The organism is Burkholderia ubonensis subsp. mesacidophila, from assembly GCF_002097715.1.
In the GTDB taxonomy this organism is placed as follows: domain Bacteria; phylum Pseudomonadota; class Gammaproteobacteria; order Burkholderiales; family Burkholderiaceae; genus Burkholderia; species Burkholderia mesacidophila.
The window spans coordinates 1,358,906-1,380,033 of the sequence record NZ_CP020737.1; the positions used below are offsets into that span (position 1 = coordinate 1,358,906).

The 21,128-nt window shown below is 70.6% G+C and carries 23 protein-coding genes; 17 read left to right on the forward strand and 6 right to left on the reverse strand.

The window, feature by feature from the left end; all coding sequences use genetic code 11:
* Positions 1-125 precede the first annotated feature (125 nt).
* Positions 126-974 (reverse strand): LysR substrate-binding domain-containing protein, encoded by an 849-nt coding sequence (locus tag B7P44_RS06505; RefSeq protein ID WP_084901965.1) that lies wholly within the window; start codon positions 972-974, stop codon positions 126-128.
* Positions 975-1,200: 226 nt separating this feature from the next.
* On the opposite strand from B7P44_RS06505, the gene madL reads away from it, so the two are divergent.
* The 11 genes from madL to B7P44_RS06560 all read left to right on the forward strand — a co-directional run bounded on the left by madL (position 1,201) and on the right by B7P44_RS06560 (position 10,024).
* Complete coding sequence (gene madL, locus B7P44_RS06510) at positions 1,201-1,596, forward strand: malonate transporter subunit MadL (RefSeq protein ID WP_084906469.1); 396 nt, start codon at positions 1,201-1,203, stop codon at positions 1,594-1,596.
* An 11-nt stretch (positions 1,597-1,607) separates the two neighbouring features.
* Positions 1,608-2,375 carry a malonate transporter subunit MadM gene (madM, locus tag B7P44_RS06515; protein WP_084906470.1) on the forward strand — a complete coding sequence of 256 codons (768 nt, stop codon included), beginning with the start codon at positions 1,608-1,610 and terminating at the stop codon, positions 2,373-2,375.
* Positions 2,376-2,490: 115 nt separating this feature from the next.
* The gene (gene mdcA / locus B7P44_RS06520) at positions 2,491-4,137 is read left to right on the forward strand and encodes a malonate decarboxylase subunit alpha (RefSeq protein ID WP_084901967.1); all 1,647 of its coding nucleotides are present in this window, start codon (positions 2,491-2,493) and stop codon (positions 4,135-4,137) included.
* 10 nt (positions 4,138-4,147) lie between these two features.
* On the forward strand, positions 4,148-4,465 hold the full coding sequence (gene mdcC, locus B7P44_RS06525; RefSeq protein ID WP_084901970.1) for a malonate decarboxylase acyl carrier protein: 318 nt from the start codon (positions 4,148-4,150) through the stop codon (positions 4,463-4,465).
* Positions 4,462-5,406: a biotin-independent malonate decarboxylase subunit beta gene (locus B7P44_RS06530; RefSeq protein ID WP_084901972.1), complete on the forward strand. Its 945-nt coding sequence runs from the start codon at positions 4,462-4,464 to the stop codon at positions 5,404-5,406. Before mdcC ends, B7P44_RS06530 begins: the two co-directional genes overlap by 4 nt.
* The gene (gene mdcE / locus B7P44_RS06535; RefSeq protein WP_084901975.1) at positions 5,393-6,100 is read left to right on the forward strand and encodes a biotin-independent malonate decarboxylase subunit gamma; all 708 of its coding nucleotides are present in this window, start codon (positions 5,393-5,395) and stop codon (positions 6,098-6,100) included. The genes B7P44_RS06530 and mdcE overlap by 14 nt, the downstream gene beginning before the upstream one ends.
* Positions 6,075-6,758 (forward strand): malonate decarboxylase holo-[acyl-carrier-protein] synthase, encoded by a 684-nt coding sequence (mdcG, locus tag B7P44_RS06540; RefSeq protein ID WP_084901977.1) that lies wholly within the window; start codon positions 6,075-6,077, stop codon positions 6,756-6,758. Before mdcE ends, mdcG begins: the two co-directional genes overlap by 26 nt.
* Positions 6,755-7,627: a triphosphoribosyl-dephospho-CoA synthase MdcB gene (gene mdcB, locus B7P44_RS06545; RefSeq protein ID WP_084901979.1), complete on the forward strand. Its 873-nt coding sequence runs from the start codon at positions 6,755-6,757 to the stop codon at positions 7,625-7,627. Before mdcG ends, mdcB begins: the two co-directional genes overlap by 4 nt.
* Positions 7,624-8,556: an acyltransferase domain-containing protein gene (locus B7P44_RS06550; protein WP_084906472.1), complete on the forward strand. Its 933-nt coding sequence runs from the start codon at positions 7,624-7,626 to the stop codon at positions 8,554-8,556. Before mdcB ends, B7P44_RS06550 begins: the two co-directional genes overlap by 4 nt.
* An 83-nt stretch (positions 8,557-8,639) precedes the next feature.
* Positions 8,640-9,161 (forward strand): phospholipase D-like domain-containing protein, encoded by a 522-nt coding sequence (locus B7P44_RS06555; RefSeq protein WP_084901981.1) that lies wholly within the window; start codon positions 8,640-8,642, stop codon positions 9,159-9,161.
* Positions 9,162-9,346: 185 nt separating this feature from the next.
* Positions 9,347-10,024 (forward strand): phosphoribosyltransferase, encoded by a 678-nt coding sequence (locus B7P44_RS06560; protein WP_193834358.1) that lies wholly within the window; start codon positions 9,347-9,349, stop codon positions 10,022-10,024.
* A 19-nt stretch (positions 10,025-10,043) separates the two neighbouring features.
* Here the strand turns inward: B7P44_RS06560 and B7P44_RS06565 are convergent, their stop codons facing one another.
* Positions 10,044-11,249, reverse strand: a complete 1,206-nt coding sequence (locus tag B7P44_RS06565) for a polyhydroxyalkanoate depolymerase (protein ID WP_084901984.1) — start codon at positions 11,247-11,249, stop codon at positions 10,044-10,046.
* A 168-nt stretch (positions 11,250-11,417) separates the two neighbouring features.
* On the opposite strand from B7P44_RS06565, the gene B7P44_RS06570 reads away from it, so the two are divergent.
* Complete coding sequence (locus B7P44_RS06570) at positions 11,418-12,047, forward strand: glutathione S-transferase (protein WP_084901986.1); 630 nt, start codon at positions 11,418-11,420, stop codon at positions 12,045-12,047.
* Positions 12,048-12,223: 176 nt separating this feature from the next.
* Positions 12,224-12,418, forward strand: coding sequence for a hypothetical protein (locus B7P44_RS06575; RefSeq protein ID WP_084906476.1), 195 nt, complete (start codon positions 12,224-12,226; stop codon positions 12,416-12,418).
* A 125-nt stretch (positions 12,419-12,543) separates the two neighbouring features.
* Here B7P44_RS06575 and proP read toward each other — a convergent pair whose 3' ends face one another.
* Positions 12,544-14,031 (reverse strand): glycine betaine/L-proline transporter ProP, encoded by a 1,488-nt coding sequence (gene proP, locus B7P44_RS06580; RefSeq protein WP_084901989.1) that lies wholly within the window; start codon positions 14,029-14,031, stop codon positions 12,544-12,546.
* A gap of 471 nt (positions 14,032-14,502) precedes the next feature.
* Between proP and B7P44_RS06590 the strand changes: the two genes are divergently transcribed.
* Positions 14,503-14,835, forward strand: coding sequence for a YnfA family protein (locus B7P44_RS06590; protein WP_084901991.1), 333 nt, complete (start codon positions 14,503-14,505; stop codon positions 14,833-14,835).
* Between the two features lie 24 nt (positions 14,836-14,859).
* Here the strand turns inward: B7P44_RS06590 and dnaQ are convergent, their stop codons facing one another.
* From dnaQ to B7P44_RS06605, 3 genes are read right to left on the reverse strand one after another with little or no spacing between them, the layout of a single operon-like run.
* Positions 14,860-15,588: a DNA polymerase III subunit epsilon gene (gene dnaQ / locus B7P44_RS06595; RefSeq protein WP_084901993.1), complete on the reverse strand. Its 729-nt coding sequence runs from the start codon at positions 15,586-15,588 to the stop codon at positions 14,860-14,862.
* Between the two features lie 32 nt (positions 15,589-15,620).
* On the reverse strand, positions 15,621-16,064 hold the full coding sequence (rnhA, locus tag B7P44_RS06600; RefSeq protein ID WP_084901996.1) for a ribonuclease HI: 444 nt from the start codon (positions 16,062-16,064) through the stop codon (positions 15,621-15,623).
* Positions 16,061-16,873 carry a class I SAM-dependent methyltransferase gene (locus tag B7P44_RS06605; protein ID WP_084901998.1) on the reverse strand — a complete coding sequence of 271 codons (813 nt, stop codon included), beginning with the start codon at positions 16,871-16,873 and terminating at the stop codon, positions 16,061-16,063. The genes rnhA and B7P44_RS06605 overlap by 4 nt, the downstream gene beginning before the upstream one ends.
* 18 nt (positions 16,874-16,891) lie before the next feature.
* Here B7P44_RS06605 and gloB point away from each other — a divergent pair, with 18 nt between their 5' ends.
* The 3 genes from gloB (at position 16,892) to B7P44_RS06620 (ending at position 20,759) form a co-directional block, all read left to right on the forward strand.
* Positions 16,892-17,698 (forward strand): hydroxyacylglutathione hydrolase, encoded by an 807-nt coding sequence (gene gloB / locus B7P44_RS06610; protein ID WP_084902001.1) that lies wholly within the window; start codon positions 16,892-16,894, stop codon positions 17,696-17,698.
* Positions 17,699-17,850: 152 nt separating this feature from the next.
* The gene (locus B7P44_RS06615; RefSeq protein WP_084902005.1) at positions 17,851-19,398 is read left to right on the forward strand and encodes a transglycosylase SLT domain-containing protein; all 1,548 of its coding nucleotides are present in this window, start codon (positions 17,851-17,853) and stop codon (positions 19,396-19,398) included.
* A gap of 134 nt (positions 19,399-19,532) precedes the next feature.
* Positions 19,533-20,759 carry an MFS transporter gene (locus tag B7P44_RS06620; RefSeq protein WP_084902008.1) on the forward strand — a complete coding sequence of 409 codons (1,227 nt, stop codon included), beginning with the start codon at positions 19,533-19,535 and terminating at the stop codon, positions 20,757-20,759.
* The last annotated feature ends 369 nt before the right edge of the window (positions 20,760-21,128 follow it).

The window sequence follows — 21,128 nt, forward strand, 5'->3', positions numbered from 1 at the left end:
CGTGCGTTCCGATGGGTCCCATTGTCGCGAGCGGGTGCTGCGCGGACGCTGACGCGTCCCGGGCAGGATTGTCAGCGGCGGCGGGCGCGGGGCAGGCCGCCCGGCCGGGGCGTTGCGCCCCCGCCTTACAGCTCGGCCGCGGCGGCGACCAGCGTCGCCTCCAGCGCGAGCGTCGAGCGCGACGCGGCGGCGGGGCGGTCGATCACGTATTCGAGCTCGCCGAGCTCGGGCAGCCCCGCGTCGAGCCGCGCGAGTCCGGCCGGGATCACGTAGCCCGCGAACGCGCTGACCCCGAGCCCCGCGCTGGCGGCCGCACGCAGCACCGCGACGCTGCTGCTCACCACCGCGATCCGGTACGGCCGGCCGATCGCATCGAGCGTTTCGAGCACCCGGCGCCGCGACACGCTCGGCTCCGGATGCATGGCGAGCGGCAGCACGGCCTCGTGGCCGGTGATCCGCGAATCGGGGCCGGTGCACCAGTACAGCGGCTCGCTGCGGATCACGCGGCCGCGCCGGCTGCCGGCGATCCGTTTCGCGAACACCAGGTCGTGGCGGCCTTCGTCGAGCGCGTCGAACAGGTCGCCGGACAGCCCGGTCGCGATCGCCAGCTCGACTTCCGGGTTGCGCTGCACGAAGCTCGCGAGCGCGGCGGTCAGGTGCGCCGACGCGAAATCCTCCGACATCGCGAGCCGCACCTTGCCCGACAGCGGCGGCCCGCACACCGACGTGACGGCCTCGTCCATCAGCTCGAGGATGCGCACCGCATAGCGGAAGAGGGCATCGCCGTGCTGCGACAGGCGCACGTTGCGGGTGTCGCGCTCGAACAGCGGCCGGTCGAGCAGCTCCTCGAGGCGGCGGATGTGCTGGCTGACGGTGGACTGCGACAGGTTCACGCGCTCGGACGCGGCGGTGAAGCTGCCGGACTGGGCGACGGCGACGAAGCTGCGCAGCAGCTCGGGCGGTAACGGACGCATTGCTAAACCCACTGAATCGGTTTCGACAACTTCATAAATGGCCGGATTTTGCGGCGCTAGTATCGGTTCACGCCCCGCGCCGGCGGCTGCTTCGGGCAGTCTACGGCATCCGGGCGCGGACCCGAAGCCGCATCATCCCATCGACCGCCCGAGAATGCGCTCGCACGACGAGCCGCCGGGGCCGCGGCGCACCGTCGCGGCAGACACCTGGAAGGAGACGAGACTCATGATCATCTACGGAACCGCGCTGCTGGCGTTCTGCCACCTGGCCGGGCTGTTCCTCGGCGACCTGCTGGGCGCCGCGATCGGCGTGAAGACCAACGTCGGCGGCGTCGGCATCGCGATGCTGCTGCTGATCGGCCTGCGCCTGACCCTGCACCGCCGCGGCTGGCTGCCGAAGGAGACCGAGGCGGGCGTCGGCTTCTGGGGCGCGATGTACATCCCGGTCGTCGTCGCGATGGCCGCGAACCAGAACGTCGTCGCCGCGCTGAAGGGCGGGCCGGTCGCGCTGCTGGCCGCCGTCGGCGCGGTCGTGATCTGCGCGGGCTGCATCGCGGTGCTCGCGCGCACCGGCCGCGACGACACGGCGTTCGCCGTCGTCCCGCAATTCGACCAGCAATGACGGAGGCCGCGATGCTACAGATGCTCGAAAAAACCGTCGCCCACAACGGTCTCGTCGCGTCGTTCGCGCTGGTCGGCCTGGTCATGTGGCTCGCGTCGATCGCGTCGCGCAAGCTCACGTTCGGCCGCGTGCACGGCTCGGCGATCGCGATCCTGATCGGCCTCGCGCTCGCGTATGCCGGCGGCGCGTTCACCGGCGGCGAGAAGGGGATCGCCGACGTGCCGCTGTTCGCCGGCGTCGGCCTGATGGGTGGCGCGATGCTGCGCGATTTCGCGATCGTCGCGACCGCGTTCGAAGTGCAGCCGGCCGAGGCGAAGAAGGCCGGGCTGGTCGGCGTGCTGTCGCTCCTGCTCGGCACCGTGCTGCCGTTCATCGTCGGCGCGTGCGTCGCCCGCGCGTTCGGCTATACCGATGCGGTCAGCATGACGACGATCGGCGCGGGCGCGGTCACCTACATCGTCGGGCCGGTCACGGGCGCGGCGATCGGCGCGAGCTCGGACGTAATCGCGCTCAGCATCGCGACCGGGCTCGTGAAGGCGATCATCGTGATGGTCGGCACGCCGCTCGCGGCCAATTTCATGGGGCTGAAGACGCCGCGCTCCGCGATGATCTTCGGCGGCCTCGCGGGCACCGTGAGCGGCGTGAGCGCGGGCCTCGCCGCGACCGACCGCCGGCTCGTGCCTTACGGCGCGCTGGTCGCGACGTTCCATACCGGCGTCGGCTGCCTGCTCGGGCCGTCGGTGCTGTTCTTCACGACGCGCGCGCTGGTCGGCGCGTGAGCCCACCCATCGCGGCGGCCTCTGGGTCGCATTGGACATCATCATCAATCGGCGGCGGCGGCCGGCTTAGAATGCCGCTGAACCGAATCACGAGCAGGCTTGGCAGGAGAACTCTATGACGGGATGGAATCACGCGCGACTTGCGCGCGATGCACGCCTCGCGGCCGGCGCGCCTTTCGCGCAGGGCAAGCGGGTCGACGCGCGCGACGCCGTGGCATTGCTGGAAGCGGTCCTGCGGCCCGGCGACCGGGTCTGCCTCGAAGGCGACAACCAGAAGCAGGCCGACCTGCTCGCGACGGCGCTCGCCGACGTCGACAGCGCGAAGGTGCACGACCTGCACATGGTGCAGTCGGGCGTCGTACTGCCCGAGCATCTCGACGTATTCGAGCGCGGCATCGCGAAGCGCCTCGATTTCGCGTATTCGGGCCCGCAGTCGCAGCGGATCGCGAAGCTGCTGTTCGGCGGCAAGATCGCGCTCGGCGCGGTGCACACCTATCTCGAACTGTTCGCGCGCTACTTCATCGACCTCACGCCGCAGGTCGCGCTGATCGCCGCGGTCAGCGCCGACGCCGACGGCAACCTGTACACGGGCCCGAACACCGAGGACACGCCGACGGTCGTCGAGGCCACCGCCTTCAAGGACGGCATCGTGATCGCGCAGGTCGATCGCATCGTCGACAAGGTGCCGCGCGTCGACATCCCGGGCGACCGCGTGCATTTCGTCGTCGAGGCCGGGCGGCCGTTCTATGTCGAGCCGCTGTTCACGCGCGACCCGGCCGCGATCACCGAGACCCAGATCCTGACCGCGATGCTCGCGCTCAAGGGCATCTACCAGCCGTACGGCATCAAGCGCCTGAACCACGGGATCGGCTTCAACACCGCCGCGATCGAGCTGCTGCTGCCGACCTACGGCGAGAAGCTCGGGCTGAAGGGCAAGGTCGGCACGCACTGGGCGCTCAATCCGCACCCGACGCTGATCCCCGCGATCGAGTCGGGCTGGGTCGAGCAGATCCACTGCTTCGGCTCCGAGGTCGGGATGGACGACTACATCCGCGCGCGCTCCGACGTGTGGTTCACCGGCCCCGACGGCTCGCTGCGCTCGAACCGCGCGTTCTGCCAGACGGCCGGCCTCTACGCGTGCGACATGTTCATCGGCTCGACGCTGCAGATCGACCTGTCCGGCCATTCGTCGACGGTCACGGCCGAGCGCATCGCCGGCTTCGGCGGCGCGCCGAACATGGGCAGCGACGCGCGCGGCCGACGCCATCCGAGCGAGCCGTGGCTGAAGGCCGGCGCGGAAAGCGACCCCGACACGCCGGCGGCGCTGCGGCGCGGCCGCAAGCTCGTCGTGCAGATCGGCGAGACCTTCGGCGACAAGAACGTGCCGATGTTCGTCGAGAAGCTCGACGCGCTGAAGCTCGCCGACAAGCTGCAGCTCGATCTCGCGCCGATCATGGTGTACGGCGACGACGTCACGCACATCGTCACCGAGGAAGGGATCGCGAACCTGCTGATGTGTCGCGACAAGGACGAGCGCGAGCAGGCGATTCGCGGCGTCGCGGGCTATACGGAAGTCGGCCGCGGCCGCGACCGGAAGATGGTCGAGCGGCTGCGCGAGCGCGGCGTGATCCGGCGCCCGGAGGATCTCGGCATCGATCCGCTCGACGCGGACCGCCGCTGGCTCGCCGCGCGCTCGATCAAGGATCTCGTGCACTGGTCGGGCGGGCTGTACGCGCCGCCGGCGCGGTTCCGCAACTGGTAAGGACACGGTAATGGAACAGTTGAACTATCGCTTCACCGCGCGCACGCGCGCGAAGGGCGAACTGGCCACGGCGCTCGTCGGCGTGGTCGCGTCCGGCAATCTCGAAGTGCTGGTCGAACGGGTGCTGCCGGGCAACGCGTGCGAGATCGACATCCGGACAGCTGCGGTCGGCTTCGGCGCGGTCTGGCAGGCGGTGGTGTCCGATTTCGTCGAGCGGCGCGCGCCGGGCGGCCTGAAGCTGTCGATCAACGACGGCGGCGCGCGGCCCGACATGGTGTCGCTGCGGCTCGCGCAGGCGGTGCGCGCGATCGAAGGGGAGGCTGCATGAGCGATCCTCGCGACATGACCCGCGACGCGCCCGCGTTCGTCGCAAATGCATCGAGCTGGTACGAGGCCTCCGCGCGGCAACGCATCGACGGCCTACTCGACGCGGGCAGCTTCATCGAATTCCTCGGTCCGGCCGAGCGCGTGACGAGCCCGCATCTGCCGCTGTTCGACCTGCCGCAGCAATTCGACGACGGGATGGTCGTCGGGCGCGGCCTGCTCGACGGCAAGCCGGTGCTGGTCGCCGCGCAGGAAGGCCGCTTCATGGGCGGCGCGTTCGGCGAAGTGCACGGCGCGAAGCTCACGGGCCTGCTGCGCGCCGCGCGCGAGCTGGCGTCGGCGCCGGTGCTGATCCTATTCGACACCGGCGGCGTGCGGCTGCAGGAAGCGAACGCGGGCGAGCTCGCGATCGCCGAGATCATGCGCGCGCTGGTCGACGCGCGCGCGGCCGGCGTGCCGGTGATCGGGCTGATCGGCGGGCGCGCCGGCTGCTACGGCGGCGGCGGGCTGCTTGCCGCGTGCTGCTCGGCGCTCGCGGTGTCGGAGCAGGGCCGCATCAGCGTGTCCGGGCCGGAAGTGATCGAAACCAATCGCGGCGTCGAGGAATTCGACGCGAAGGACCGTGCGCTGATCTGGCGCACGATGGGCGGCAAGCACCGGCGGCTGATCGGCGGCGCGGACCGCTACGTCGCCGATACGCCCGACGCATTCCGCGCGGCTGCGCTCGAGCTGATCGGCCGCGCGCCGGCGTTCGACGCGGCGATGCTGCGCGCGGAACAGGCGCGGCTCGAAGCGCGGGTCGCGCGATTCGGCGCGTGCGCCGATGCGCTCGACGTGTGGCGCACGCTCGGCGCGAGCGCGCCGGAGGAAATTCCCGGCATGCCGGACGCTGCGTTCGCCGCGCTTGCCGACCAACTCCAGGAGTCTTCGCATGACGCTCGATGAAGTCCTCGTGTCGCTGTTTCCGCACGGTCACGCGATCGTGCGCGACGGCGGCCTGCTGTCCGGCCACGCGGAGCTGGCCGGCACGCGCGTCGACGTAATCGGCGTCGCCGATCGGCTGCCGTTCGGCATCGACGAAGCGCTGCGGCTCGCGTCGCATGTGCTTGCCACGCTCGAGCGCGGCGGCGCGACGCCGATCCTCGTGCTCGTCGACAGCGACAGCCAGCGAATGAGCAAGCGCGACGAACTGCTCGGCCTGAACGAAGGCCTGTCGCATCTCGCGAAGTGCCTGATGCACGCGGACCTCGCCGGGCACCGGACGATCGGCCTGCTGTACGGCCACACGGCGGCCGGCGCGTTCATCGCGACCGCGCTCGCGACGCGCGCGCTGCTCGCGGTGCCGGGCGCTGATCCCGAAGTGATGGACCTGCCGTCGATGGCGCGCGTGACGAAGCTGCCGCTCGACGTGCTGAAGGAGAAGGCACGCTCGACGCCGGTGTTCGCGCCGGGGCTCGACAACCTCGTGAAGATGGGCGCGGTCGATGCGGTGCTCGATCCGGCCCGCGGGCTCGACGCGCAGGTCGCCGAATGGCTCGACCGCCCGGCCGACCGCGTCGACCGGCGCGCCGTGCGCGGCCGGCCGGTCGCGGCGGACGTCGCGCAGCGCGTATATGAACTCGCTCGCGCCGCGCAGTGACGCGCCGCTGCGGCGCCACACCCTCGTCACGCTGACGGCGGCGGGGTGGGCGGCGCTGTTCGCGCGCGACGCGGCGCTCGCCGCCGACGCGCCCGTGTGCCGATGGGCGGAACGCGGCTGGCCGCTCGTCGTGCGTCGCACGCTGCCCGGTGAGTCCGGTGACTCCGGCGTGCCGCTCGGCATCCCGCTGCCGCCGTCGGCGGGCAAGCGGCGCATCGCGGTCAGCGTCGGCGCGGATGCGCTCGCGTCGGTCGGCGCGCCGCCGGCATTCGCCGCGGTGCTCGGCGCCGCGCCCGCCGCGTGGCGGCAACCGCTGCTCGACCTCGATGGGCTCGGCGCGCGCTGCGGCGTGCAGGGGCGCGTGTTCGGCAGCCTCGCGTGGCAGGCGCTGACGGGCGAACCGTACCTGACCGGCGCGTCGGATCTCGACGTGTTCTTTCCGCTGCCGGGCATTGCGCACGCCGCGACGCTGCTCGACGGACTCGCGGCGATCGACGCACACGCGCCGATGCACGTCGACGGCGAACTGCTGCGCGACGACGGCGCGGGCGTCAACTGGCGCGAACTGCACGCCGGCTTGCCGGACGTCGCGATCAAGACGGCCGACGGCGTCGCACTCGGTTCGGCCGCAGGCTTCCTCGCCGGGAGCGTGCAATGAGCGCTGCAGTGCTGCTGTGCGCGCTGCCGGCGGCGCAGTCCGAGGCCGAACGCATCGCGGCGCTCGCCGAGCGCAGCCTGCTGCTCGAGATCGAGACCTATCCGAAACCGGGGCTCGTCAGCCACGTCGATGCAGGCAGCCATGCGGACATGGATGCGTCGACGTTCGCGCGCAGCGCGCAGGCATTGCGGCCGTATTTCGCGGAACTGGCCGACGCGGGCGCGCGCGACGCGGAAATGGCCGCGCTGCGCAAGATCGGCCTGCGCGCCGAGCACGCGATGCTCGCCGCGACGGGCGGCGTCAACACGCATCGCGGCGCGATCTTCGGGCTCGGGTTGCTGTGCGCGGCGGCGGGCCGTCGCGGCAGGCCGGATGCGGCGCCGCACGGCCCGACGCTCGGCGCGTCGGTCGCGCGCCGCTGGGGCGCGGACATTCTCGGCGGGCCGCGGCTGCCCGGCAGCCACGGCGAACGCGCGAGCCGCCGCTACGGCGTCGGCGGCGCGCGCGGCGAAGCGGCCGGCGGATTCGAAACCGTGTATCGGGTCGGGCTGCTCGCGCTGCGCCGTGCGGCGCGCGACGTGCCGGGCGACCGGGAAGCGGCGCGCGTCGACGCGTGCTTTGCACTGATCGCCGCGCTCGACGATACGAACCTGCTGCACCGGGGCGGGCAGGCGGGCCTCGCGTTCGCGCAGGCGACCGCGCGCGCGTTCGTCGCGCGCGGCGGCGTGCGTGCGCCCGACTGGCGCAGCCGCGCCGCCGCCGCGCATCGCGCGTTCGTCGCGCGGCGGCTGAGCCCGGGCGGCGCGGCCGACCTGCTCGCGATGAGCGTGTTCGTCAACCTGCTGGAATGCGACGGGGCGGCGCGATGACGCTCGTGATCCTGTGCTCCGGGCAAGGCGGCCAGCGCGCGGACATGTTCGACCTGACCGGCGCCGTGCCGCAGGCCGACGCGCTGTTCGCGCACGCGGGCCGGCTGCTCGGCGGCGACCCGCGCGCGTGGGTGCGCGACGCCGCACCGTTTGCGCTGCACGAAAACCGCGCGGCGCAGATCCTGTGCACGCTGCAGGCGCTCGCCGCGGCCGCGCTGCTTGAAGCCGCGTGGCCGCGCCGGCGCTGCATCGCCGGCTACAGCGTCGGCGAGGTCGCGTCGTGGAGCGTCGCGGGCCTGATCGATCCGCACGACGCGCTCGACCTCGCCGATGCGCGCGCCCGCGCGATGGACGCCGCGAGCGGCGGCGACGAACGGATGGCGTTCGTGCGCGGCTTGCCGCGTACCCATCTCGCGCGCTTGTGCGCGAACCGCGGCGCGGCGATCGCGATCGCCAACCCGGGCGACGCGTTCGTGATCGCCGGCCGGCGCGACGACGTCGAGGCGGCAGCCGCGGACGCGTCGCGCGACGGCGCGCCGCGCGTGGCGCCGGTAGGCGTGCGCATCGCGTCGCATACGCCGCGGCTCGCGCCGGCGGTGCCGGCGTTTCGCGCATCGCTGGCCGCGGTGCGCGTGCGGCGGCCGCTGCCGGGCGCGCGGCTGTTTGCGGGCATCGACGGCGCGTCGGTGCTCGATGTCGCCGACGGGCTCGACAAGCTCGCGCGCCAGATCGCCGAGCCGGTCGAATGGGCGGCCTGTCTCGCCGCTTGCGTGGAGGCCGGCGCGACGGCCTTTCTCGAACTCGGCCCGGGCCGCGCACTGGCCGAGATGGCGGCCGGCGCGTATCCGGCGCTGCCGGCGCGCAGCCTCGCCGATTTCCGTTCGATCGACGGCGCGACGAGCTGGCTCGCACGCGTCGCGGCACGCTGAGCGCGCCCGTTGCCGGCGCGCCGTGTTGCGCCGGCGCAGCAGCGTGGCGGCGCGCGCTTGCCACGCGAAATGGCATCGCTACAATGGCGCCCGCCATGAAACCCGCCGCTTTCCTCTTCGCCGCGCTGTGCTGCGCGGCAACCGCCCATGCCACCCCGATTCCGTCCGACGCCGCGTCGGTCGGCGCGTATTTTTCGTATGACAACGCCGCGGCCGACGCGACCGTCGGCCTGATCCGCAACGCGCAGCGCCGCGTGCTGCTGGCCGGTTACGCGTACGTGCCGCCGGCGGTGGCCGGCGCGCTGCGCGACGCGCGCGGGCGCGGGGTCGAGGTGCGGGTCGTGCTGGCGCGCTCCGCGCGGGCCGGCAAGTACAGCGGCGCGGGCTACCTGAAGGGTGCGGGCATCGATGTCGCGATCGACACGCGGCTCGACGCACCGGCGCCGCGGTTCGTGATCGTCGACGACAACGTCGTGCTGACGACGCTGTCGGACAGTGCGCCGGCGCACGCCGAAACGGTGAACGTGTTCGAGCGCGCGCCCGAACTCGCGCAATCCTATGCGCAATCGTTCTGGCGTTTGTACCGGCGTGCGGGCGGGCTCTGACGCGACGACGCCGTCGCGCTGCCCGCGCATTCGTCTGCATGGAACCGGGCACGCAGGCGGCGCGTGCAACTTCCATCGGCGCGCTTGAATTGGCGGATCGCATGCACCATGCTCATTGACGTAACGTCGGCGTGATCGCAGCGCATGCGCGATCGGGCGCCGGCGAACGGAAGGGGCGGATCGTGATGGATCGTTTTCTCGATCGCGCCGATGCGGGCCGCCAGCTCGCCGACGCATTGCACGAGTACGCGGGGCGCACCGACGTCGTGGTGCTCGCGTTGCCGCGCGGCGGCGTGCCGGTCGCGTTTCCGGTCGCCCGCGCGCTGGACGCGCCGCTCGACGTGCTGGTCGTGCGCAAGCTCGGCGTGCCGTACGATCCCGAGCTCGCGATGGGCGCGATCGCGACCGGCGGCGCGATCTATCTGCAGCGCTCGGTGATCGGGTCGATGGACGTGTCGGACGCGCAGCTCGCCGACGTGATCGCGCGCGAAACCGTCGAACTGCAGCGCCGCGAGGCGCTGTACCGCGGCGCGTGGCCGCCGGTGCCGATCGAAGGGCGCACGGTGATCGTCGTCGACGACGGCATCGCGACCGGCGCATCGATGCGTGTCGCGTTGCAGGCGCTGCAGGCGCTGCGCGAGCGCCGCCCGGCCCGCGTGGTGGCCGCGGCGCCGGTCGCGCCCGCCGGCGTGCAGCGCAAGTTCGACGATCTGGCCGACGCGTTCGTCGTGGTGTCGCATCCGCTGTCGTTCTTCGGGATCAGCCAGTTCTACGCGCATTTCGAGCAGACGAGCGACGACGAGGTGCGCGTACTGCTCGACGCGGCGCGCCGCGCGCCGGACGGCGGAGCGGCGCCTGCTTGATACCGGCTTGATGCCCGGCTCAGTGCCGCGTCGCGCGCGGCGTCTCGGCCTGCGCGAACACGGCCTGCAGCGCCGGATGCACGTCGTCGAGCCAGCGCGCGCCCGTGAACAGCCCGTAATGATCGCATTCGTCGACGTCGAGCCGATGCCGCTCGCCGGGCGCGAGACCGCTGCAGAGCGCATGCGCGGCATGCGTCTGCCCGGCGCCGGTGACGGCATCGCGGGTGCCCTCGACCGTCAGCAGCGTCGTGGCGCGCAGCGCGGCCGGGTCGACAGGGACGTCGCGCACGCGCCATGCGCCCAGCGCGAGACACGCGCGCTGGAACACGATGTCGACGGTATCCAGAAAGTATTCGGCGGGCATGTCGAGCAGCGCGGTGTATTCGTGCAGCGCGCGGCGCGCGTCCGTCATCGCGCGCCCATCCAGGCGCCATGCCGCCTGCGTGTAGCGGTCGAGCAGCGACAGGTAGCGGTGCGGGTAGACGATCGCGATCTCGGCCTGCTGCAGGTAGGTTGGAAACACGTGCCGGCCGTGCCCGGCGAACCCGGCCGGCACGACGTCGATCAGATGCCGGCGGCACCAGTCGAGCGAGTGCGACGCGGCCGCGATGCCGAGCGTGCTCGGATTGCGCCGCGCGTCGAGCGGCCCGCCGACCAGCGTGATGCTCGCCGGCGGCGCGAGCCCGCGCTGCGCGCGCAGCGCGAGGGCGCCCAGCGCCGGGAACGTGGCCTGGCAGACGGCGACGACGTGCAGCGGCCGGCCGTCGTGCGCGAGGGACTCGACGAACCCGTCCAGCATCGCCACGTATTCGTCGAGGCCGAAGCGGCCCGCGGCGGGCGGCACGTCACGCGCGTTGGCCCAGTCGGTGATGCAGACGTCGCCGTCGTCGAGCAGCGCCTCGACGGTCTCCCGCATCATCACGGCCGCGTGGCCGGCGAGCGGTGCGCACAGCAGCACGGCGCGGGCCGCCCGCGCGTCGCGCGAAAAGCGGTGCAGGCTGCAGAACGGCGTCCGGGCGACGAGGCGCTCGGCGACGTCGCCCGACCCGATCGCGAATGGCGGCGGGTCGGCCGCCGGGCCGAGCAGGGGCTCGAACAGGTCGGCGTAGCACGACGACGCGGCGTGCGGCAGCGGCGCCACCGGCCACGCGTCGAATGCGTCCCGGGTAACGGCGCGCCAGGTGCGCAGCCATTGCCGCTGCTGTTCGAACAGGGCATACCACATGGCGAACCTTCCGGTGACGATGGGCGAACCTGCATTATGGCCACTGTTCGTGCGCGGCGGGGGCCGCGTTTGTACCGGGTTCGCGCCGCGCGGCCGTGGCCGCGCTAGGCGCATGCGCCGGACGCTGCTACAGTCGTCGGTCCCATTCCCTCAAGCGGAGTTTTTGCGATGAAGCTGATCGGCATGCTGGATTCCCCGTTCGTGCGGCGCGCCGCGATTTCGGCGAAGCTGCTCGACCTGCCGTTCGAACACCAGTCGGTGTCGGTGTTCCGGCAATTCGACACGTTCAAGTCGATCAACCCGGTCGTCAAGGCGCCGACGCTCGTCGCCGACGACGGCGCGATACTGGTCGATTCGTCCCTGATCGTCGACTATTTCGATCACCTCGTCGCGCTTGAGCGGCGCCTGCTGCCCGAGGCGCCCGACGCGCGGCTGCGCGCGCTCGTGCCGGTCGGCTTCGCGCTGGCGGCGGCGGAGAAGACGGTGCAGGTCGTCTACGAGCACGGCCTGCGTCCGGCTGACAAGCAGCACCAGCCGTGGCTCGACCGCGTGCTCGGCCAGCTCGAGGCGGCGTACGGCGAGCTGGAAAAGCAAGTTGCGGGCGTGGACGGCTGGCTCGGCGGCGCGCGCGTGATGCAGGCCGACGTGACGGTCGCGGTCGCGTGGCGCTTCACGCAGTTCATGGCGGCCGACTATCCGGCGCTCGCCCGAATCGATCCGGCCCGTTATCCTGCGCTCGCAGCGCATTCGGCGCGTGCGGAGGCGCTGCCGGCGTTCGTCGAGACGCCGCTCGACTAGCGCACGCATGGGATCGGGGGGCATGGTTCCTCCCCGCCGTGCCGCTGATCCGGCGATTGTCACGTCGATTGTTTACCGCAGCTGACAAGTGACTTCGCTTTCAGGCGATTTATCCGGACCTCGGTCGTCCCTAGAATTCACTCCATCGGATACCGCGTTGCCTGATGGAGTTGACGATGAAAGCCCTGATCGAATCGAGCCTGTTCCACCCGTCCGTCGTGTTGCCGCTTGCCGCGCTGACGCAGCTGATGGTCGAGCGCGATTTCAATCTCTCGCAGGTCGGCCTGATCGTCGCGGCGCGCGGCGCGCAGGCGGCGGTGTCGCGCTCTCGTGCGCTGATCTTCTGCCGTCATTGCGACGCGCACGCATGAACGCGGCGGTGCGGCAAGCATGAAAAAGCCCGGCCGGCGCAGCGCCGGTCGGGCGTTCGGGCCGGGCAACCGGCCGTTCGATCGGGCCCCGGCAATGCCGGGGCCTGTCATTTGGGGCAGCGCGTTCAGGCGCGCGCGGTGGATGCCACGCTGTAAATGCCCACGTCGTCTTCGTCGTCGCGCAGCTGGCGCGCGAGCTGATGCGCTTCGCGGCGCGACGCGACGGCCGGCGGCGAGCCCTTGAGCGGCTGGCGGGCGGTTTCGGCCAGCGCCAGCACCGACACGATGCCGATCATCGCGGCGCCCATCATGTAATACGCGGGCATCATCAGGTTGCCGGTCGTGTCGACGAGCCACGCGGTCACGAGCGGCGTCGTGCCGCCGAACAGCGACACCGACACGTTGAAGCCGATCGCGAGCGCGCCGTAGCGGATTTCGGTCGGGAACAGCGCCGGCAGCGCCGACGGCATCACGCCCGTGAAGCACGACAGCAGCACGCCGAGCATCAGCAGGCCGCCGAACACGGCCGCCATGGTGCCGGTGTGGATCAGCATCATCGACGGGATCGACAGCGCGAGCAGGCCGACGCAGCCGGCGAGCATCACGGGCTTGCGGCCGACCTTGTCGGACAGGCGGCCGGCGGCGAGCGTCAGCGGCATCATCAGCACCATCACGAGCAGCACCAGCACCAGGCTGTGCGATTCGTCGAAATGCAGCGTCGACGACATGAAGCTCGGCAGGTACGACAGCACCATGTAGTCGGTCACGTTGAAGATCAGCACGAGGCCGACGCACAGCAGCAGCGCGCGCCAGTTGGCGAGCAGCGTCTCGCGGAAGCGCGCCTTCGGCACGGCCTTGTCCTGCGCTTCGCGGGCCTCGGCCTGGCGCTTGAACGCGGGCGTTTCCTCGAGCTTCATCCGGATGTAGAGGCCGATCAGGCCGAGCGGGCCCGCGATCAGGAACGGCACGCGCCAGCCCCACGACAGCAGTGCCTCCTGCGACAGCGACGCCGTCAGCAGCGCGACGACGCCCGCGCCCAGCACGTAGCCGATCAGCGTGCCGAACTCGAGGAAGCTGCCCATGAAGCCGCGGCGCTTGTCGGTCGAGAACTCGGCGATGAAGGTCGCGGCGCCGCCGTATTCGCCGCCGGTCGAGAAGCCCTGCACGAGGCGGGCGACGAGCAGCAGCACGGGCGCCATGATGCCGATCGACGCGTAGCTCGGGATCAGGCCGATCGCGAAGGTGCCGACGGCCATCATGATCATCGTCATCGCGAGCACGCGCTGGCGGCCTATGCGGTCGCCGAGCGGGCCGAACACCATGCCGCCGAGCGGGCGCACGAGGAATGCCGCGGCGAACGTGCCGAAGGTCGCGAGCAACTGCGCGGACGGGCTGCTGGACGGGAAGAACACCTTGCCGAGCGTGACGGCGATGTAGCTGTAGACGCCGAAATCGAACCATTCCATCGCATTGCCGATGGCCATCGCGCTCACGGCGCGCTTCAGGAGGCTCTGGTCGACGACGGTAATGTCGTCGGCGGCAAGTGGGGCGTCGTCGGACGACGGGGTGGAAGAAGCAGCGGTCGGGCTGACGTGCGTTGCGGTCAAGGTCATGCACTCCTTTGACTGCGCCGGACGCGGACGTCCGACACGGTTTGCCGGCAAGCGCGGTGTCGCACGCGTCGCGTCGGGGCAGGCCATTAAGCGCTTACTGCGAAAGGGGCTGCTTCGGCGCGGGCCCGGCGGGCCGTTGCGACATGGCGCTCATGAAGAAGGAGCCGCGTGATGCGTGCGGCAGACGCCCCGGGAGGGCGCGTGAAACGAGAAAAACAGGCCCGACGGGCGTGCTTTCCTGTGGATGCAATTTCGAGCGAAGCGCCGGCCCGCAAAACGCGGACGAACTTCCCTCAAAATCGAAATGACAGAGATTGAATGTTGAAACAGGCGACATGATAGCACGATGACGGATGATCGTGCAAATTGCCGCGAAATGCCCGTGTGGCGGGGCTCGCTCCGGTATGATCGGCGGCGCGCGGCGGGGCCGTGCAGGCCCCGCCAGAGGGGCCGAAACGATGAGGATCCGGGATGTCTGAACTGATGAAAGTCGCGGCGCTGTTCGCCGCCACCGCGCTGGCCGAAATCGTCGGCTGTTACCTGCCGTGGCTCGTGCTGAAGGCGGGGCGGCCGGTGTGGCTGCTGGCGCCCGCGGCGGTGTCGCTCGCGCTGTTCGCGTGGCTGCTGACGCTGCATCCGAGCGCGGCGGGGCGCACCTACGCCGCGTACGGCGGGATGTACATCGCGGTTGCGCTCGTGTGGCTGCGCGCGGTCGACGGCGTCGCGCTGACCCGCTGGGACGCCGCCGGCGCGCTGCTCGCGCTGGCCGGGATGGCCGTCATCGCGCTGCAGCCGCGCGCGTGAGCGCCCGGCCGCGGGGCGGCCGTGTTACGACGCGTCGCCGGCCGCCGGCGCCTGGCGCCACACGCAGGTGCCCTTGACCGCCTTGTCGAGGCCGTCGAGCTGGGCCTGGTGCGCGGCGAGCTCGTCGTCGCTCGCGGCCGGCACCGGCAGGTCGAGCGACGCGAGCGACACGCGCTGGCCGTTGGCCGCGCCGCCGTCGGCCGCGTCGTCGTCGAGCATGTCGATGACGAGGCTGTCCTGGCCGCGCGTCATCGCGAGGTACACCTCGGCGAGCAGTTCCGAGTCGAGCAGTGCGCCGTGCAGCGTCCGGTGCGCGTTGCTGATGCCGAAGCGGTCGCACAGCGCGTCGAGCGAGTTGCGCTTGCCGGGGAACATCTGCTTGGCCTGCACGAGCGTGTCGATCACGCCCCCGCAATGCTCGGTGAACGGCGGCAGGTCGAGCCGCGCGAATTCGGCGTCGAGGAAGCCGAGGTCGAACGGCGCGTTGTGGATGATCAGCTCCGCGTCCTTGACGAAGTCGCGGATCTGGTCGGCGACTTCCGCGAACTTCGGCTTGTCGCTGAGGAATTCGGTCGTGAGGCCGTGCACCGCCAGCGCACCCGGATCGCTGTCGCGCTCGGGGTTCACGTAGAAGTGCAGGTTGTTGCCGGTGAGCCGCCGGTTCAGCAGCTCGACGCAGCCGATTTCGATGAGGCGGTCGCCCGTGCGGGGGTTCAGGCCGGTGGTTTCGGTATCGAGAATGATCTGGCGCATGTCGGAAATATCAGCGGAAAACGGAGGGACGGTCAGGCTGCGAGCGATTCGACGCCGCGGTTCGCGAGCGCGTCCGCGCGCTCGTTCTCCGGGTGGCCGGCGTGGCCCTTGACCCAGCGCCATTCGACCTGGTGCTGCGCGACGACCGCGTCGAGCCGCTTCCAGAGGTCGGCGTTCTTCACGGGCGTCTTCGACGCGGTGACCCAGCCTTTCTTCTTCCAGCCGTGGATCCACTCGCTGATGCCTTTCTGCACGTACTGCGAATCGGTGTGCACGACTACGCGGCATTCGCGCTTCAGCGCCTCGAGCGCGGCGATCACGGCCATCAGCTCCATGCGGTTGTTGGTCGTGTTCGGCTCGCCGCCGAACATTTCCTTTTCGCGGTCGCCGTAGCGCAGCAGCGCGCCCCAGCCGCCGGGGCCGGGGTTGCCCTTGCAGGCGCCGTCGGTATAGATGTCGATGGTATCGGTTGTCATGACTGTTCTTGATGGGTGGTCGGGGAGGCCGCCGGCGTGAGGCCCGGCGCGAGCACGGGCTTTTTCACCTTGATCTGGCCGACGAGGCGCATGCCGCGCACGCGCTTGACGGCCGTCACCATGTAGACGGCGCCGAAAATTGGCCACCAGCGGTCGCCCGCGGCCTCCATGAAGCCGTAGCGGGCGAGCCATTGGTCGGAGACGAGCGGCGGCCGATAGCAGCCGAAGCGGCCGCGTTCGAGGTCGAAGCCGAGCAGCTTGATCCAGTCCTTCAGCCGGATGAACGCGATCTGGTCGCGCGCAGCCGGCACGAACGGCCGGTTCGCCATTTTGCCGAACGACTGACGCATCCCCCACAGGCTGAGCGAATTGAAGCCGGTGATCACGAGCTGGCCCTCCGGCATCAGCACGCGTTCGGCCTCGCGCAGCAGGCGGTGCGGATCGGACGTGAACTCGAGCGTATGCGGCATCACGATCAGGTCGACGCTCTGCGACTCGAACGGCAGGTCGAGCAGGTCGCACCACGTGGTGCTGCGACCGGACGGCGCATGGTCGGGCGCGTGCGCCTCGCGCGCCAGCGGATACTGGTAGGGCGCGCTTGCGCCGCTCGCCGGATCGAGCACGAGGCCGCGATACGGCATGCGGTTCTCGCGCAGCGCGTCGAGTTGCGGCAGCCCGAGCTGCAGCGCGTGGAACCCGAACACGTCGGACACGACGCGGTCGAGCTGCGCCTGCTCCCAGCCCAGCACGTAGCGGCCGGGAGGCGAGTCGGTCCAGGCGGGCCAGTCTATAATTTGTCGATCAGACATAGCGATGAATGCACGCCCATGAACGAGCTGGAATACATGCCGGTACCGGCATTCGAGGACAACTACATCTGGCTCGTGTCGGACGGCAGCGAAGCGATCGCCGTCGATCCGGGCGAAGCCGCTCCGGTGCGCCGGGCTCTCTCCGAAAGAGGCTGGCGGTTGACCGCTATTTTACTCACCCACCACCATGCCGACCATGTCGGTGGTGTCACCGACCTGATCGATAGCCAGCCGGACGATGCGCCGCTTGCCGTTTACGGCCCGGCCGGCGAGGAAATCGGCGTGGTCACGCACCCGCTGCGCGGCGGCGACCGGGTGACGCTCGATGCGCCTGCGCTGGCGTTCGACGTGCTCGACGTGCCCGGCCATACGCGCGGCCACATTGCTTACTTCCAGGCGGCCGGTCACGGCGCCGCGGCGCCGCACGTGTTCTGCGGCGACACGCTGTTCTCGTGCGGCTGTGGCCGCCTGTTCGAGGGCACGCCCGCGCAGATGCTCGAGTCGCTCGACGCGCTCGCGGCGCTGCCGGGCGACACGCGCGTGCACTGCGCGCACGAGTACACGCTGTCGAACATCCGCTTCGCGCTCGCGTGCGAGCCGGGCAACGCGGCGCTCGCGGCGTGGCGCGACGAGGCGGCCGAGCGCCGGGCGCGCGGCGTGCCGACGCTGCCGACGACGATTGCCCACGAGCGCGCAGTGAATCCGTTCCTGCGCGCGGACAGCGCGGAGATCCAGGCGACGCTCGAAGCGCAGTTGCATGAATCGGTGCCGGATCGCCTGACTGCGTTCAGGCTGCTGCGGGAGTGGAAAAACCGGTTCCGATGAAAGTTTTCCGGAGGACTCCAAAGCTCAACCGGAGTCTGTAAAATTTGCACCAAATATCGGATTTCGCTGAGTTTTCGGTGTTTTTATTGACGTGAAGCACGCACTTCCGTAGTATCGCCTGCAATTTTCAGCCGTCGGAAGCCGAGATTTTCATGCGACTTTTATTGAGCGCGATGCTGGTCCTGCTGCTCGCCGCGTGCGCGAGCCAGGGACCTGTCGCCAATTCCGCCGCCGATGCCGAGGCGACGTCAACCTACCTGCGCAAGTCCGCCACCGCCAAAGAAACCGTCGACGTCGACAAGCAGTCGGTCGGCGACCTGACCAGCGCCGACTCCGATCTGTGGGCGCGCATCCGCCGCGGTTTCCAGATGCCCGACCTGCAGACCGACCTCGTCGACATGCAGACCACCTGGTATACGCAGCGCCCGGATTATGTGCAGCGCATGACCGAGCGTTCGCAGAAGTACCTGTATCACATCGTCGAGGAGCTCGAGTCGCGCCACATGCCGACCGAGCTCGCGCTGCTGCCGTTCATCGAGTCGGCCTACAACCCGCAGGCGCTGTCGGTCGCGAAGGCGGCGGGCATGTGGCAGTTCATGCCGGGCACCGGCCGCACGTACAACCTGAAGCGGAACATGTGGCAGGACGAGCGGCGCGACGTGCTCGCGTCGACGAGCGCGGCGCTCGACTACCTGTCGCGCCTGCATGACATGTTCGGCGACTGGTATCTCGCGCTGGCCGCGTACAACTGGGGCGAGGGCAACCTGCAGCGCGCGATCGCGCGCAACCAGGCGGCCGGCCTGCCGACCGACTACCTGAGCCTGCGGATACCGAACGAGACGCGCAACTACGTGCCGAAGCTGCAGGCGGTCAAGAACATCATCGCGAATCCGCAGCAGTACGGCCTCGCGCTGCCGGACATCCCGAACCACCCGTATTTCGTGACGGTCACGACGTCGCGCGACATCGACGTGACGGTCGCCGCGAAGCTCGCGAACCTGCCGCTCGACGAATTCAAGTCGCTCAACCCGTCGTTCGCGAAGCCGGTGATCCTCGGCGCGACCGAGCCGCAGATCCTGCTGCCGTTCGACAACGCGTCGGCGTTCGAGAAGAGCCTGAAGTCGTACGACGGCCAGCTGTCGTCGTGGACCACCTATACGGTCACCGAGCGCGCGCGTCCGGCGGCGATCGCCGAGAAGATCGGCGTCGACGCGGATACGCTGATGTCGGTGAACAAGATTCCCGCCGGCATGCGCCTGAAGCCGGGTTCGACGATCGTCGTGCCGCGCGGCGACGACGATGACGAGGACATCAGCGCGGACGTCGCGGAAAACGGCGTGCTGGCGATGGAGCCCGACGTGCCGGACACGCGCAAGATGCTGATCCGCGTGCGCCGCAAGCAGTCGATGGCGGCGATCGCGAGCCGCTACGGCGTGTCGGTCGGCCAGCTGAAGGCGTGGAACCGCACGCATCGCGACCTCGCGATGCCGGGCCAGGCGCTCGTGCTGCACGTGCCGGTCGGCCGCGCGGTGCCGGCGGAGCCGGGGCCCGAGAAGATCGCGACGTCGGTCGGCGGCGCGCGCGTCGAGCGCGCGAGCCTGTCTACCGGCGGCAAGGCCGCGCGCGGCGCGAAGCGCGGCGCCGCGAAGCCGGCGGCGAAGGCGAAGGCGGCCGCGCCCCACAAGGGCAAGAAGAAGTAAGCAGGCGCGCGGGCAGTCGCCCGCGCGGCCCGGATGTCGTATCATCCGACGAAACGCCGTCACCGAGGTGACGGCGTTTTCGTTTGTGCGCGGCGCGCGGCCGCGCAACATGACAGAGGACAAAGGGAGAGGCCATGTCGTCGGTGCAGGTGAGGGTGCTCGGGCTGTTCGCGCTCGGGTATTTCGTGTCCTACGTGTTTCGCGGCGTCAATCTCGGCTTCGCGCCGTTCGTCACGCATGAACTCGGGCTGTCGGCCGCCGACCTCGGCCTGCTCACCAGTCTCTATTTCCTCGGCTTCGCCGGTGCGCAGATCCCGGCCGGCGTGCTGCTCGACCATTTCGGCTCGCGCCGCGTGGCGGCGGGCATGCTGCTGTTCGCGGCCGCGGGCGCCGCGGTGTTCGGCGCCGCGCATGGCCTCGGCGCGATGATGGCCGGCCGGCTGCTGATCGGTGTCGGCGTATCCGTCTGTCTCGGCGCGGCGTTCAAGGCGCTCGCCGAGCATTTCCCGATCGGCCGGCTGCCGCTCGTCAACGGGCTCGTGATGGCGGTCGGCGGCTTCGGCGGCGTGGTGGTCGGCTCGCCGCTCACCTGGCTGCTCGGCTGGACGAGCTGGCGCGCGGTGTGCGCCGGGCTCGCGGTGATGACGCTCGCGGTCGCGGCCGCGATCTGGCTCGGCGCGCCCAATCCGAAGCAGACCCGCCACCAGGGCGGGCTCGTCAGCCAGTTCAAGGGCACCTGGCACATTCTGTCGAGCCGCGCGTTCTGGAAGATCGGGTCGTTCTCGGTCGTCACGCAGGGCGTGTTCTACGCGATGCAGTCGCTGTGGGTCGGGCCGTACCTGCGCGACGTCGCCGGGTTCGATGCGCAGCACGCCGCGCGCCTCGTGTCGGTGCTCGGTTTCGCGATGATGGCCGGCTGCGTCGGGTTCGGCGCCGCCGCGCGGGCGCTGGAGCGGCGCGGCGTGTCCGTCTATGCGTTCTGCGGCGTCGGGATGGCGCTGTTCGTCGCGACGCAGGTCGCGATCGTCGTGCGCGCGCCGCTGCCGGCGGCGGTGCTGTGGGCCGCGTACGGGATGTTCGGCGGGGTCGGGATCCTGACCTACGCAGTGATGGCCGGGCATTTCCCTGCACACCTGATCGGTCGCGCGAACACGACGCTGACGCTCGTGATCTTCGTGCTGATCTTCGCGTTCCAGATTGGCGTCGGCGCGGTGCTGTCGCACTGGCCGGCGGTCGACGGCCGCTATCCGGCCGCCGCGCACCTCGCCGCGTGGAGCGTGCTGCTCGTGCTGCAGGTCGCAAGCGCGGTCTGGTACGCGTGGCCCGCGCCGGTGGTCGCCTCTGGTCAAGCGAGCCGATAGAGGGGTACGCTGGAGCGTGACGTGGTTCCGGAAACGGGGCCGCAGCGTGCGCGACGGACGCCGGAAGGCCCGGGCACTGAAAAAGAAGAAAGGCGCGTGATCAATGGAATCGGCGGCCCGTGGCATTGAAAGCAGGGTCATTTTCACGCTATAATTTGAAAGTTTGTGCTGATCAACCTCGCACCCTAGCGCCTACCTCACTCATCCCGTTCCTCCGCCGCACGCCGCCTGTCGGGCGATGCCGCGAAACCCCGCACGCTGCGCGCCGGTTTCGCGACTCGACACCGCCAGGCGCGTGACGCAAGCCAACGCGCGCGTCCACGCAGCGCGACGCTTGCGCGGCAGGGTAGACAGGTCGGCAGCAGGGTG

Excerpts from the sequence above, each read along its gene's own strand:
- B7P44_RS06505 (WP_084901965.1), bottom strand. The coding sequence starts at position 974 with ATGCGTCCGTTACCGCCCGAGCTGCTGCGCAGCTTCGTCGCCGTCGCC.
- madL (WP_084906469.1), top strand. The coding sequence starts at position 1,201 with ATGATCATCTACGGAACCGCGCTGCTGGCGTTCTGCCACCTGGCCGGG.
- madM (WP_084906470.1), top strand. The coding sequence starts at position 1,608 with ATGCTACAGATGCTCGAAAAAACCGTCGCCCACAACGGTCTCGTCGCG.
- mdcA (WP_084901967.1), top strand. The coding sequence starts at position 2,491 with ATGACGGGATGGAATCACGCGCGACTTGCGCGCGATGCACGCCTCGCG.
- mdcC (WP_084901970.1), top strand. The coding sequence starts at position 4,148 with ATGGAACAGTTGAACTATCGCTTCACCGCGCGCACGCGCGCGAAGGGC.
- B7P44_RS06530 (WP_084901972.1), top strand. The coding sequence starts at position 4,462 with ATGAGCGATCCTCGCGACATGACCCGCGACGCGCCCGCGTTCGTCGCA.
- mdcE (WP_084901975.1), top strand. The coding sequence starts at position 5,393 with ATGACGCTCGATGAAGTCCTCGTGTCGCTGTTTCCGCACGGTCACGCG.
- mdcG (WP_084901977.1), top strand. The coding sequence starts at position 6,075 with ATGAACTCGCTCGCGCCGCGCAGTGACGCGCCGCTGCGGCGCCACACC.
- mdcB (WP_084901979.1), top strand. The coding sequence starts at position 6,755 with ATGAGCGCTGCAGTGCTGCTGTGCGCGCTGCCGGCGGCGCAGTCCGAG.
- B7P44_RS06550 (WP_084906472.1), top strand. The coding sequence starts at position 7,624 with ATGACGCTCGTGATCCTGTGCTCCGGGCAAGGCGGCCAGCGCGCGGAC.
- B7P44_RS06555 (WP_084901981.1), top strand. The coding sequence starts at position 8,640 with ATGGCGCCCGCCATGAAACCCGCCGCTTTCCTCTTCGCCGCGCTGTGC.
- B7P44_RS06560 (WP_193834358.1), top strand. The coding sequence starts at position 9,347 with ATGGATCGTTTTCTCGATCGCGCCGATGCGGGCCGCCAGCTCGCCGAC.
- B7P44_RS06565 (WP_084901984.1), bottom strand. The coding sequence starts at position 11,249 with ATGTGGTATGCCCTGTTCGAACAGCAGCGGCAATGGCTGCGCACCTGG.
- B7P44_RS06570 (WP_084901986.1), top strand. The coding sequence starts at position 11,418 with ATGAAGCTGATCGGCATGCTGGATTCCCCGTTCGTGCGGCGCGCCGCG.
- B7P44_RS06575 (WP_084906476.1), top strand. The coding sequence starts at position 12,224 with ATGAAAGCCCTGATCGAATCGAGCCTGTTCCACCCGTCCGTCGTGTTG.
- proP (WP_084901989.1), bottom strand. The coding sequence starts at position 14,031 with ATGACCTTGACCGCAACGCACGTCAGCCCGACCGCTGCTTCTTCCACC.
- B7P44_RS06590 (WP_084901991.1), top strand. The coding sequence starts at position 14,503 with ATGTCTGAACTGATGAAAGTCGCGGCGCTGTTCGCCGCCACCGCGCTG.
- dnaQ (WP_084901993.1), bottom strand. The coding sequence starts at position 15,588 with ATGCGCCAGATCATTCTCGATACCGAAACCACCGGCCTGAACCCCCGC.
- rnhA (WP_084901996.1), bottom strand. The coding sequence starts at position 16,064 with ATGACAACCGATACCATCGACATCTATACCGACGGCGCCTGCAAGGGC.
- B7P44_RS06605 (WP_084901998.1), bottom strand. The coding sequence starts at position 16,873 with ATGTCTGATCGACAAATTATAGACTGGCCCGCCTGGACCGACTCGCCT.
- gloB (WP_084902001.1), top strand. The coding sequence starts at position 16,892 with ATGAACGAGCTGGAATACATGCCGGTACCGGCATTCGAGGACAACTAC.
- B7P44_RS06615 (WP_084902005.1), top strand. The coding sequence starts at position 17,851 with ATGCGACTTTTATTGAGCGCGATGCTGGTCCTGCTGCTCGCCGCGTGC.
- B7P44_RS06620 (WP_084902008.1), top strand. The coding sequence starts at position 19,533 with ATGTCGTCGGTGCAGGTGAGGGTGCTCGGGCTGTTCGCGCTCGGGTAT.